The organism is Granulicella mallensis (genome assembly GCF_014203225.1).
In the GTDB taxonomy this organism is placed as follows: Bacteria; Acidobacteriota; Terriglobia; order Terriglobales; family Acidobacteriaceae; genus Granulicella; species Granulicella mallensis_A.
In genome coordinates this window covers 245,195-257,776 of the sequence record NZ_JACHIO010000008.1, presented here as the reverse complement: position 1 = coordinate 257,776, position 12,582 = coordinate 245,195, and the positions used below count along the sequence as shown (strand labels likewise).

10 protein-coding genes are annotated in these 12,582 nt (G+C 58.3%); 9 read left to right on the top strand and 1 reads right to left on the bottom strand.

What is annotated here, in order from left to right; all coding sequences use genetic code 11:
• The first annotated feature begins 503 nt into the window (after nucleotides 1-503).
• From HDF15_RS11450 to HDF15_RS11415, 8 genes are all read left to right on the top strand, one after another.
• A complete protein-coding gene (locus tag HDF15_RS11450) occupies nucleotides 504-2,471 on the top strand; it encodes a hypothetical protein (protein WP_184255617.1) in 1,968 nt (655 codons plus the stop codon).
• A 374-nt stretch (nucleotides 2,472-2,845) separates the two neighbouring features.
• Nucleotides 2,846-3,172 carry a preprotein translocase subunit YajC gene (gene yajC / locus HDF15_RS11445; protein ID WP_184255615.1) on the top strand — a complete coding sequence of 109 codons (327 nt, stop codon included), beginning with the start codon at nucleotides 2,846-2,848 and terminating at the stop codon, nucleotides 3,170-3,172.
• Nucleotides 3,173-3,303: 131 nt separating this feature from the next.
• Nucleotides 3,304-4,881 (top strand): protein translocase subunit SecD, encoded by a 1,578-nt coding sequence (gene secD / locus HDF15_RS11440; RefSeq protein ID WP_184255613.1) that lies wholly within the window; start codon nucleotides 3,304-3,306, stop codon nucleotides 4,879-4,881.
• A 98-nt stretch (nucleotides 4,882-4,979) separates the two neighbouring features.
• Nucleotides 4,980-5,942 carry a protein translocase subunit SecF gene (secF, locus tag HDF15_RS11435; RefSeq protein WP_184255611.1) on the top strand — a complete coding sequence of 321 codons (963 nt, stop codon included), beginning with the start codon at nucleotides 4,980-4,982 and terminating at the stop codon, nucleotides 5,940-5,942.
• Between the two features lie 368 nt (nucleotides 5,943-6,310).
• Nucleotides 6,311-7,060, top strand: coding sequence for an energy transducer TonB (locus tag HDF15_RS11430; RefSeq protein ID WP_184255610.1), 750 nt, complete (start codon nucleotides 6,311-6,313; stop codon nucleotides 7,058-7,060).
• A 197-nt stretch (nucleotides 7,061-7,257) separates the two neighbouring features.
• Nucleotides 7,258-8,007 carry a MotA/TolQ/ExbB proton channel family protein gene (locus tag HDF15_RS11425; protein ID WP_184255608.1) on the top strand — a complete coding sequence of 250 codons (750 nt, stop codon included), beginning with the start codon at nucleotides 7,258-7,260 and terminating at the stop codon, nucleotides 8,005-8,007.
• A 177-nt stretch (nucleotides 8,008-8,184) separates the two neighbouring features.
• The gene (locus tag HDF15_RS11420) at nucleotides 8,185-8,622 is read left to right on the top strand and encodes a biopolymer transporter ExbD (protein WP_184255606.1); all 438 of its coding nucleotides are present in this window, start codon (nucleotides 8,185-8,187) and stop codon (nucleotides 8,620-8,622) included.
• Between the two features lie 67 nt (nucleotides 8,623-8,689).
• A complete protein-coding gene (locus HDF15_RS11415; protein WP_184255604.1) occupies nucleotides 8,690-9,130 on the top strand; it encodes a biopolymer transporter ExbD in 441 nt (146 codons plus the stop codon).
• 704 nt (nucleotides 9,131-9,834) lie between these two features.
• Here the strand turns inward: HDF15_RS11415 and hemL are convergent.
• Nucleotides 9,835-11,148: a glutamate-1-semialdehyde 2,1-aminomutase gene (gene hemL / locus HDF15_RS11410; protein WP_184255602.1), complete on the bottom strand. Its 1,314-nt coding sequence runs from the start codon at nucleotides 11,146-11,148 to the stop codon at nucleotides 9,835-9,837.
• A gap of 218 nt (nucleotides 11,149-11,366) precedes the next feature.
• Here hemL and purM point away from each other — a divergent pair, with 218 nt between their 5' ends.
• A complete protein-coding gene (gene purM, locus HDF15_RS11405) occupies nucleotides 11,367-12,449 on the top strand; it encodes a phosphoribosylformylglycinamidine cyclo-ligase (RefSeq protein WP_184255600.1) in 1,083 nt (360 codons plus the stop codon).
• Nucleotides 12,450-12,582: the final 133 nt, after the last annotated feature.

Sequence of the window (12,582 nt, the reverse complement as noted above, 5' to 3'; positions counted from 1 at the left end):
GGAAGTGTGTCCTTCCCTCTGGGCGCTTGCTCTGAAACCACGTCTGGTGTTTGCGTGTTGCTTATGCGGTACAGACTCGGTATCTGCAATGAGCCGTTGCACAGTCCCATTCTCTTCCGGACCAAGTCTGTTACCTTCATGAATCACAATCAGGGTTGGATCTTTACGCATACAACTACTTGCTGATGTAAACTAACCCCAAGTTTAAGAAATTTTGTAGATCACTAACTTTACTTCTTGACATCAACTTCGATCTCAACCAGTCTAGTCAGTGGGTTTCTGTCAGGTCGCTGCACGCTAGTAGCCACGCAAACCAACTCCTAACTGCACTGCATACCGTAACTGTAATCGGGCCACTGTCTCTAAAACTTCCACCGGGCTACTTTATAAGCCACAGTCGAGCTGTTTCGATTGTGTTTCCGGGCCCTCGTCTTGTTGGGCCTCAAACATCTATTCAGGTTTTCTGTTTGTTCGAACTTGAAGGTTGTATCAAGGAGATTCCTATGAAAATCCATCGTTTATCGCTTCCCGTCACCGTTAGCCTCGTTGGACTGATAGGAGTCCTGGGCCTTAGCGGTTGCTCGTCAAATTTTGGAGACTCGGCGAACGTTGCCAGTCAAACCGCCATGAGCATTAAAGGCATCGTGCACGGTGGCCAGCAGGGTCTGGTCGGTGCGCATGTCTACATGTTTGCCGCAGGCGTAGACACCTATGGTGAGGCTTCCACCTCGCTGCTGACTGCAGGACCCACGACCTCTTCCGACGGAACGAACTTCTTTACCACCACGGATGGTGCCGGCAACTTCAATATCGGCGGAGAATTCGCCTGCACTGCCAATACGAACGTCTATCTTTATGCGACCGGCGGAGATCCTGGTGTAGGTACCGGCGATAACTCGGGTTCGGGCTTGCTGGCTGCTGTCGGCGAATGCGGAGCCGGCAATACCTTCCCCAGCACTGTCACCAATATCTACATGAATGAGGCCAGCACGATCGCTGCGGCCTATGCGCTGGCGGGTTACACCACTGACCCCACGCATATCTCTGCTCCCACGGCGCATTCCACGCAGGCGCAGACTGGCGTCACCAACGCCTTCACCAACGCCGTCAACCTGGTGGTTCAGGCCACTGGAGCCATTCCGGCGAAGACGACTGCCGGCAACGGTACCGTGCCTCAGGTCGAACTCAACACCCTGGCGGACATCCTCGCGGGTTGCATCAACTCGACCGGTCCGACCTCCAGCGGCTGCGCAACGCTCTTTGCCAACGCGCCGAATACAGCCGGCGTCCTTCCGACAAATACGGCACAGGCTGCGATCAACATCGCTCAGCATCCGGGCGCGCATGTGAGTGCGCTTCTGAATCTGGCTACCAATGCAGGTCCGTTCCAGCCCTTCGAGACCAGCGCCACTGACTTTTCGGTTGGCATTATCTACACCGATCCCACGATCAGCGCCCCGCGCACCATCGCCATCGATGCTGTGGGCAATGCCTGGATCACGAATGCCAACTCCAATGTCGTTACGGAGCTCTCCAGCACGGGTAAGGTCCTCTCCGGTACGAACGGCTTCGGTAAAGGCGGACTCTTCTCTCCGTCCGGCCTCGCGATCGACGCTACAACGGGTACTGCCTGGGTCACTAACCTGAGTACTCCTGGCCTCCTCCAGCCGAACCACGTCAGGACGTTGAACTCCTCAGGTGCTCTGTCCGGCGATTTCTCGGGTAGCTCCATCAATCTGCCTGATACCGTCTCTGTCGATGGTCTGGGTAATGCCTGGATTCCCAACACCGGCGGTGTTGGCGGCGCCATCATCGCCGGTGTCACCGAGATCACGCGCGCTGGAACCATTCCTTCGGGAGCAGCTGGTTACACGGTGGGCCTCGTCAATCAACCCGTCGGTAGCGCCATCGATGCTTCCGGCAATCTTTGGATGGCTTCTTCCACGGTTGCCAATGTCCTCCAGATGAATGGAGCCAGCACCGCGAACACAGGTTCGTTCACGGTTCATCTCCTCTCCGGCGGAATTCTGGGCGGCACAGGTCTTGCTATCGATAATGGTGGCAATGTCTGGGTGGCTAGCACGGGATTGGTCGGCCTGCTGGGTGGAATCAACAAGGTCACCACCAACGGTACGGTCACCTCTGTTGCTCCTTACCAGGGACCCCTGCTCACGACACCGACAGGCATTGCTCTCGACAGTGCAGGTCATGCCTGGGCCGTCAACAATAGCACGAACGCTCTCGTCGAGCTCAACAATGATGGTTCGCTCGCAGCCAGCAATGGCTTTAGCATTCCCAGCACCGCCGGATCCTTCAGTATTGCTCTCGATAGCTCGGGCGATATCTGGATCCCCAACAGCGCCCCTAACGGCACCTCTGTCACGGAGATCATCGGTCTTGCAGCGCCGGTCGTCACCCCGCTGGCAGGAAACCTCATCGCTCCCTACGGCAATCCTGCTTCGCGCCCCTAGTCAAAGGGTGTGAGGTATCGCTTGCAGAACATCGGCGGCACGGGTTCAACCGTGCCGCCGATCTTCGTTTAAGTCAGCTCGTATTGGAAGAGTGCGGTGTTTCTGCCCGGTGGTCAGAGTTTTCCGATCACCGCCGCGTGCAATACACGGCCAATCGCGTGATTTCCTTGACATCACCGCCCGGCTACGCGATGCTTAATCCTCAGGTGTGATTGACTGGAAACGGTAGAGGTGTGTCTGGACAATCTGTCTGGAGCACGGCCGGTTCCGGTGTCTGCCTATCCGGGCAGCAGTATCCCCGAAAACTTTATGGAAGACGTGATCAGACGAGAGCTTTCGCTTGAGAGTCCGGTCACGGCAGCAGGACGTGCAGCTTGAGCTTTCTCGCGTTAGCGTTTGCCGGTTTTGCCGGTTTTGGCGGCTTTGGGTCGTTGGGTAGTTTGCCACTGCTCGTGATCATGTTTGTAGCCATGTACCTTTTGCTCATTGTGCCGAACCAGCGCAAGCAGAAGCAGTGGCAATCGATGCTGGCGCAGTTGAAGCCCGGCGACAAGGTAACAACCAACGGTGGCATGCGCGGCACGGTCGTCAACGTCAAGGACGATGTGCTGGTCATTCGCACGCAGCCTGACGGGGTCAAGTTCGAGATCGTCCGCAGCGCCATCGCAGCCGTCACCGCCGAGGAAGAATCCAAGTCGTAGGCGGGCCGGAGATATTGTTACCACAGCGAAAGCTGATGCAGGGATTTCCACGGGCCACAGAGATTCGCAAGGAAAAATGTAAGGGCCGCGGCGACGTTTAGCTCGCGGAATCTTGAAGGAACAACAATAAGATGGGCAAGAATCTGGCCGGCAAAACAGGCTTTATTATCGCGGTCCTGGTGATTTTCGTGTACGGGATCTTCGGCATTCCGCACGGCAGTCTCAAACAGTCGATCACTGACCGTATCCACCTCGGGCTCGATCTTCGCGGCGGCACGCGCCTTGTGCTTCAGGTGCATGTGGCGGAGGCGCTTAACAGTGCCACAGATCGTGATGTGCAGCGGCTGAACACTTCGATCCCCGGTGTAACGGCTTCCAAGCTTGATCCTGCGCATCCTGAGGTGATTACGATCAGCGGCGTTCAGCCTGCGCAACAGTCGAGTGTTCATGACACGCTCACGAGCAATGATTACGCCGTGTATGACGTGACGACTTCTTCTGCGGGCGGCTACGTGCTCACGATGAAGCAGTCGGCCATCACCGATCTCGAAAAGCGCACCCTGGATCAGTCCATTGAGACCATCCGTCAGCGCGTCGATTCACTCGGTGTCTCCGAGCCGGTCATCGAGCAGTACGGTCTGGGTGACAACGAGATTCTCGTGCAGCTTCCTGGCGTCGACGATCCAGGGCACGTGGAAAGCATTATCAACTCCACTGCGAAGCTTGAGATTCATGCTGTTATCGGGTCCTATCCTGACGAGCAGCAGGCGATGACCGCTCTGAACGGCGTTCTTCCTCCTGACCAGGAGCTGGTCAAGGGTTCCGGCGGCATGGGCGGCCCCGATCAGGTTTACCTTCTGCAGCGCGCGTCGGTCGTTGAGGGCACCGACTTCCGCGATGCCACGCCGCAGACCGATGAAAACGGCAGGCCGGATATTGGCTTCACTCTGACGACGGAAGCCGGAGATCGCTTCTACAAGTACACCGATGCCAACAAGGGCACGGGATCGATGGCGATTGTGCTCGAGAACCGCGTGAAAGAAGTCGCAACGATTCAACAGGCGATTCGCGACTCCGGCCGTATCACCGGCGGCTTCACGCAGCAGCAGGCTCAGGACCTCAGCATGATGCTGCGCACGGGTTCCTTGCCGGCTACGATCTCCTATCTTGAGACTCGCTCGGTAGGCCCGTCGCTTGGTGCGGCAAGCATTCATCAGGGTGTTGTTGCTGCTGTAGCCGGCATGTTGGCTGTGATGGTCTTCATGCTCATCTACTATCGCGGTGCGGGCATCAATGCCGATCTGGCGTTGTTTCTCAACCTTGTCATCCTGCTCGGCTTTATGGGCTTCACCCACGCCGTGCTGACGCTGCCGGGTATTGCCGGCGTCATCCTCACGATCGGTATGGGCGTCGATTCGAACGTGCTGATCTTCGAGCGTATCCGCGAAGAGCTGCGGCTGGGTAAGACGACCGCCGCAGCGGTGCAGGAGGGCTTCGCCCATGCCTGGATCACGATCGTCGATACGCACATCACGACAATCGTTTCGGCGGGCATCCTGTTCCTCTTTGGGACCGGTCCAGTCAAGGGTTTCGCGGTCACGCTGACCTTCGGTCTGTTGGCCAACATCTTTACTGCGGTGTTTGTCTCGCGCGTCATCTTCGACTATCTGCTCAGCAAGAAGGAACGCGGCGCGGCTCTGTCGATTTAGTTACAGCGATTCGTCGTTCGCCGCGAGCTTCGCTGCGGCAACGGCAAAGAAAAAGCTAGAAGCCAGTGGCTGCTCACTGGCAGCTCAAGGATTGAAACGTGGAACTGTTTCGTAGCTCAAATATCGACTGGCTGGGGAAGAAGTGGTACTTCCTCGGTTTCTCTCTGATCTTTTCGGTCGCCGGCATTCTCAGCATGGCGTTCTGGCACCATATTCCGCTAGGCGTTGATTTCCGCGGCGGCACGCAGATCACGGTTCACTTCGACCAGGCGCCGAACGAAGAGCATATTCGCCATGCCATCGATGCCGCTGGCGTCAAGGATTCCGCGATCCAGCGTATCTCGGGTGCGAACGGTGCGGCGGTCAACAACGTCATCATCTCCCTGCCAGAGTCGACGGCGAGCGATAGCGCCCACGATCAGGGCCGCTCTACGATCGAGAACGCCCTGAGCGCGAACTATCATGACTCCGGCTTCTCGGTGCAGCAGGTCGACATCGTCGGCCCAACCGCCGGCAAGCAGCTTCAGCATCAGGCGTTGCTGGCGACGATCTACTCGCTGATCGGGATGCTCGTCTTCCTCTGGTTCCGGTTCGAGCTGATCTACGGCGTCGCGGCTGTCGTCGCGGTCTTCCATGACACGCTGATTACGGTTGGTTTCTTCAGCCTGACGAATCAGGAGATCTCTCTCACGGTCATCGCGGCGATCCTGACGCTGATCGGCTACTCGATGAACGACACGATCGTGGTCTTCGACCGTATCCGTGAAAACCTCGCCTCCAGCCGGCGCGAGTCGCTCTCTGACGTGGTCAACCGCAGCATCAACCAGACGCTGAGCCGGACGGTCATCGCCTCGGGTCTGACCTTCCTCACCGTTCTCAGCCTGTACCTGTTCGGCGGCGAAGTGCTGCACGGCTTCTCCTTCGCCCTGGTGGTCGGCATCCTGATCGGAACGTACTCGTCGATCGCGGTGGCGGCTCCCATGTTGGTTGCCTATCAGGACTGGCGCACCAGGAGCGGCAAGAAGGCCACCCTGCCCGCCGCGCGGGGCACCCGGCGGTAAACTGCTTACTTCTCCAGACACAAGGCCCTCGCCCACGCGAGGGCCTTTGTTTTGCTATTGGCGCCTTCCTTGCTGATTCGTTGGGATCTGAATCGCCAGTGAAAGCCAGAAAAAAGGATGCGCTGCGTCGAGAGGAGATGACAACTCTTGCATGATTGAGGTAGAAATATCAGACGCCAATAGGCGTTTCCTATTCCGATCATGGGGTTTCGCTTTACCGTCACTCGGTACCCGTCAATTTGGGATAGGATGAGCAACAAGCAGCAAACCAGGTAGTCTCCCAAACAAGTCAATAGCGAGTTGGGAACAATTTAAGTCTCTGTGGTGTCTAAGGCAAATAGCTATCCCTCGCGGGACCGAGGTTGCATATGTTTGAAGATTCAATGATGGAATCCGGCGGAAAGATCAAGACCGCATCCAAGTACTGGATGATCGCCTCAGCATTTTTCTGGGGCACGCTCTTGGCGATCATGATCCTGATTCCGCTGATCGACCCAGAAGCGCTGCCAAAGAACTCCTTGGCAGCTTCAATCTCCGCCCCACCGCCTCCCCCACCGCCCCCGCCTCCCCCACCGCCGCCGGCGGCTGTGATCAAGCCGGTGCATATGGTGTCGGAGATCGACCAGGGCCTTCACGCGCCTACCAAGATTCCTAAAGACATCAAGATGTTGAAGGAAGACGCTGCACCCCCACCGCCTTCGTCTGCGGGCGTGGCCGGTATGGCGGGTATGGCCGGTGGCTCTGCCGGTGGCATCATGGGTGGCATGGCTGGCAGCACAGGTGCTGGTCCGGCTATCGTCGTCGCCAAGCCTAAGCCGCAGGGTCCGGCCCGTATCTCGGGTGGTGTGATCGCGGGTAACATTCTCGTCAAGACTCAGCCGGTCTATCCTCCGATCGCTCGCGCCGCGCACCAGGGCGGAACTGTTGTACTGCATGCCATCATCTCGAAGACCGGCGGCATCATAAGCCTGACGGTCATCAGTGGTCCGGCGATGCTGCAGGGCGCCGCACTCGATGCCGTCAAGACATGGAAGTACAAGCCGTATCTCTTGAACGGCGAGCCTACCGAGGTCGACACGACCATCATGGTGAACTTCAACCTCAACGGCGGTGGCTGATATCAAGCCGGCAGCTTCAACTGGCCCCGACTCTCTTCGGCCAGTTGAAGCGAAGCGCAACTACAATATTCTCGTCTAACGCGGCAGGTTGTTGTGGTTGCCGTACTCTTCAGATCAGGTTCAACAGCTTCAACTTCGCGCCTGTCCGGCTCGATCAAGTCCAAGTTCGTTCAAGTTAACCAGGAGGAAAGAATTCAGTGATTCTCGCTCATCTCATCAACGTTGCTCACGCCCACACCACCTCGCTCGCCATGTTCCTTCAGGATTCCGGTTCTGAAGTAGGTTTCAGCGTTCCCCAGCTCTGGGCGAACATGGGCTGGCCTGCCAAGTGCGTCGTCATCATTCTCTTCATCATGTCGATCTGGTCGTTGGCTGTGATCATCGATCGCGCTCTCTACTTCTCGGCGGCTCGCAAGCAGTCGCGTGAGTTTGCCCCCAAGGTTGCCGGCGCTCTCAAGGAAGGCCGTCTGGACGAGGCGATCAAGGTTGCCGACCGTTCCAAGAAGTCTCATCTTGCTGAAGTGGTTACCGCTGGTCTCAGCGAGTTCCGCAGCTTCGGTTCGGGCGGCGCGATCACCCCAGAGCAGGTTGAGAGCTCCAAGCGCGCTCTTGAGCGTGCAGAGTCGATCACCCACGCGAAGCTGAAGAAGGGCCTCAGCGGTCTGGCCACGATCGGTTCCACAGCGCCGTTCATCGGACTGTTCGGCACCGTTATCGGTATTCTCAACGCCTTCCGCTCCATCGCTTCGTCGAAGAGCTCGGGCATCGGTCAGGTTGCCGGCGGTATCTCGGAAGCTCTGGTTACGACCGCTTTCGGTCTGCTCGTCGCCATCCCTGCCGTTATGTGCTTCAACTACTTCACCAGCAAGGTAGAAGCCTTTGACGTAGAGATGGATAACAGCTCGTCGGAGCTGGTCGACTACTTCATCAAGCAGTCGCACCGCTAAACTGTGCGCCGTTCTGGTTGCAAGACCAGGTAGCGCAACAGTCGAGTAATACATCCTGCGGGAATCACTCTTAGGACTCTCCGGACGCCAAAGCAACGGCGTCCGGAGGCCTTCATCAGAGGTTCCCGGGGACTCAGTCAGAGCACGGGCTAGAACGCCCGGACGGAGCACAATCTTATGGCAATGGCAAAGCGGGAAGAGGGCAAGAAGGTCAACTCGAACATCAACGTGACCCCGATGGTGGACGTCATGCTGGTGCTCCTGATCATCTTCATGGTCGTCACCCCCATGTTGAACCACAGCGTTAACGTAGATCTTCCTAGGGTCACCGCATCGACCGTGATGGAGAACGCCAGCAAAGAAGATGCGATTAATGTCTCGGTCACTCGCGACGGTAAGACCTTCCTTAATGCCGACCAGGTATCCATTTCGGATCTCGGTTCGAAGGTTGCAGACCTTCTTGCCAAGAAGACGAACCCTGGCGACGACAAATCTGTCTATTTGCACGCCGATGCGCGTGCCAATTATGGCAAAGTGATGGATACCATCGATGGCGTCCGCGTGGCCGGCGTCAGTCAGCTCAATTTGCTGACCGATATCAACCAGACCAACTAGCAGGATTGGGGCGTTTTCTTTCGCCTGCAGTTCGATAGAACTGTTGTAAGACATAAGGAGTATCGATATGGGAATGGGTACTGGATCATCGGGCGGATCGGTCTCGGAGATCAACGTTACACCGCTGATCGACGTGCTACTGGTACTGCTCATTATCTTCATGGTCATCGTTCCGACGACGCCGAGAGGTCTCGAGGCGCTGGTACCCCAGCCGCCGAAACAGAACCAACCACCGCCGCCCGAGAACGACCGAACAATCGTTTTGCAGGTCACCTCACGGCCAGGTGGTGGCGCTCCGGGTTGGAAGATCAACGATAAGGACTTCGCCAAGGGCGACATTACTGCCGAGCTGACGGAGATCTTCGCGACCCGTCAGGAGAAGGTGATGTTCGTCAAAGGCGACAAGGATCTCGACTTCAGCAGCGTTGCTGAGGCCATCGGATTCGGACATGGTGCTGACGTAACCAACATCGGCATCATTACGCCGCAGGTCGAAGCCGGACACTAAGCTGGGATTACGCAGGGATCAAAACTTCCTGCTGCCGTTCTTGCATCATCAAGCGCCCCATCTCACGACAGTTTGTCGTGAGATGAGGCGCTTGTCATTTGTGTGGCTTTCGTGGCCGTGGATTCGCTGTATCGCGATGGTCATTGCATAGGAAAGAACCGGAAGGGTATGGCTTCAGCCATGCCGCAAGCGTCGGGCCAAAGGCCCGCCGCTCTGCCGAAGGCCGGAGTGGAGGCGTAGCCGCAACGACTGAACTGCTTTCTTTGGTAGGGGCTAATCAGCCTGGCCAACGGCAGGAATCGCTGTAGCACCGTTGAATGAAGAGGACTGGACCTTTGCGAAGATCGTGGCGCTACGAGGGAGAATTCAGGTGCTATCCCCATGCATCTTCGGCTAGCAAAAGAAGGCAAATCAGTCGTTGTGGCTACGCCTCTACTCCCGCCTTCGGCAGAGCGGTAGGAGCTTTCAGTTCGAGCTTTCAGTTCGAGCTTTCCCGGCACGGTTGAAACCGTGCCCTTCCGGTTCGTGCCTGCGTGAGGAAACCTTGCTTGTCCAGGCAGACAGCAGATTCCTCCCTTTTGCTTCGCGGGAGGGTCGGAATGACAACCAGAAAGGCAACGACAAAAGCAACGACCTCAGAAACCCGAATCCAAAGCAAAACAGAACAGAGGCGATGAATCGGCAGAAGCGATCTTCAATCGCCTCTACTTCTGAACCTCGTGCAGCGCTTCTGCGGCTGCTGCCAGAATGGCATCGACTTCAGCCGGGCCATGTTCTGTGGAGACGAAAGCCGCTTCGAACTGGCTGGGCGGAAGCCATACGCCACGCTCCAGCATGGCACGATGAAAGCGCGCGAAGGCTGCTGTGTCGGAGTGGCTTGCTGTCGTGAAGTCTGTGACGGCAGAAGGTGTGAAGAAACAGGTGAACATGCTGCCGACACGGTTTGCGGTGAGTGCAATGCCCCGTTCTACGGCGAGCCGGGCGATGCCTTCGACGATGGCGGCTGTAGTCGCTTCCAGAGTGGCATAGATCGTTTCGCGTTGCTCCAGGAGAGATTGGAGGGTCGCAATGCCCGCAGCCATGGCGAGGGGATTGCCGGAGAGTGTTCCTGCCTGATAGACGGGGCCCAGCGGGGCGAGGTAGTCCATGATCTCAGCACGTCCACCGAAGGCTCCTACGGGCAGGCCTCCACCGACGATCTTGCCGAGGGTGGTGAGGTCGGGCGCTCCGCCCAGTTCGTCCGCAAACAGCTCCTGGGCGCCGCCGGGAGCGAGACGGAAGCCGGTCATGACCTCGTCGAAGATCAGCAGGGCGCCATGCTTGCGGGTGATCTCACGCAGACCCTTCAGATACCCAGGGAGCGGCGCTATGGTTCCCGCGTTGCCGACGACGGGCTCGAGAATGACGCAGGCAATCAGCTCAGGATGAGCGGCAAACGCAGCCTCAACCGCAGAGAGATCGTTATAGGGAAGGGCCAGCGTGTGCATGACCGTCTCGTTGGGAACGCCCGCGGAGCCGGGGATGCCGAAGGTCGCGACGCCGCTGCCGGCTTTTACGAGCAGGGCATCAGCGTGGCCGTGATAGCAACCCTCAAACTTGATGACAAAGGAGCGTCCTGTAAAGCCGCGCGCCAGGCGAATGGCCGACATGCAGGCCTCGGTGCCGGAGCTGACGAAGCGCAGCTTTTGGATGGAGGGGAAGCAGCGCTGAACGAGCTCCGCAAGATCCGCTTCGGCGGCTGTGCTCGCGCCGAACGAGGCGCTGAGTCCAGCAGCCTCACGGATGGCCTCCACCGCGGGCGGAAACGCATGGCCGAGCAGCATGGGCCCCCAGGAGCCGAAGAGATCGATGTAGCGGTTGCCGTCGGCATCGGTGAGCCAGGCGCCCTTGGCACTGACGAGAAACGGTGGGTCTCCACCGACAGCGCGAAACGCTCGAACAGGAGAATCCACACCCCCCGGAAGCAGGGTTTCGGCGCGTCGTTGCAGGACTTTGGAGCGGGTGAGAGGGAGTGCCATAACCTCAGTATAAAAGTCGGCTGGTAGACTGCGAATTCGCGGTGTAGATAGACGGTCCTTGTGGCCTAATAAAGCCAGCCCCTGTAATCCAGTGAAAGACGTCATCCCTTAGGTATGAATGATAGGAACCAGCCAGCGAGCGCGGAACTCGTGCTTGCCGGGGACCGTGGTGATCGCTGCGTCAGGGTGGCCGGCGTGGAAAAGATGAGGTGGGAGAGATGAGCGTGGACGATTCAGCGGCAGTGCCTCCGGCGAAGCGGGTTACGCGTACGCGCGCTACATATGCCGAAGCAGGTGTCGACCGGGATCGCGCGGCGATCGCGAACGAGCGCATCAAGCTGACGGCTCGGCGCAGCTTCAACAAGAATGTGCTGAGCGAAATTGGCGGATTCGCAGGGCTGTTCGCACTCGATGCCGAACGCTTTCCCGAACCTGTGCTGGTGGCGAGCACGGACGGCGTCGGGAGCAAGCTGCAGCTCGCTGCGCAGCTCGGACTGCATGGAAGCATCGGCTCCGACCTGGTGAATCATTGCGTTAACGACGTCGCGGTGCAGGGGGCGACGCCACTGTTTTTTCTCGACTACTTTGCAGCAGGGGAGCTCGACGCGAACGTCGTCGAACAGGTGATCGGCGGCATCGTGGAGGCCTGCAAGGCCAATGGCTGCGCCCTGCTGGGCGGCGAGACGGCGGAGATGCCAACCCTCTATCGCGGCAAGGAGTACGACCTCGCCGGTTTCCTCGTCGGCGCCGTCAGCCACGCGAAGATGCTCTCAGGCGAGAACATTGCCGAGGGAGACATCCTGTTAGGGCTGCCGTCGAATGGCCTGCATACCAACGGCTACACGCTCGCGCGCAAGTTGTTGTTCGAGACCGCCGGCTACCGAGCGGATCAGTATGTCAACGAGCTTGGCGACAAGGTTGGCGCGGCGCTGATGCGCTCGCATCGCAGCTATCTTGCGCCCATCCGCAAGCTGCTGCAGGCCGAGGTGGCGCATGCCTTTGCGCACATCACCGGAGGCGGTCTTACGGAGAACCTGCCGCGCATTCTGCCCAAGGGGTTTGCGGCACAGGTGGAGCTGGCGAGCTGGGAGCCGCCACCGCTCTTCGCGCATCTGCAGACGCTTGGCAGCATCGAGAACGAAGAGATGTTGCGAGCGTTCAATATGGGCATCGGGCTGGTTGCGGTGGTGCCGGCGGCGCTGCTCAAGAAGGCACGGCTGGTGCTGAGTCGCATGAATGAGCGGTCGATTGTGCTGGGACGCATTGTGCGCGGACAACAGCGCAAAGTCGTTTACTGCTAGTTTCTGATTTTTTAGTTCATTAAAGAATCAATGTGGTCTCACAGCGCGAAGCGCAAACCGCGACGCTTTAGCGTCGCGGTTCGGAGGGAGCCGTGGCCTTTAGGCCACGGCTCCCTCCGTCTTTCTGACGCTG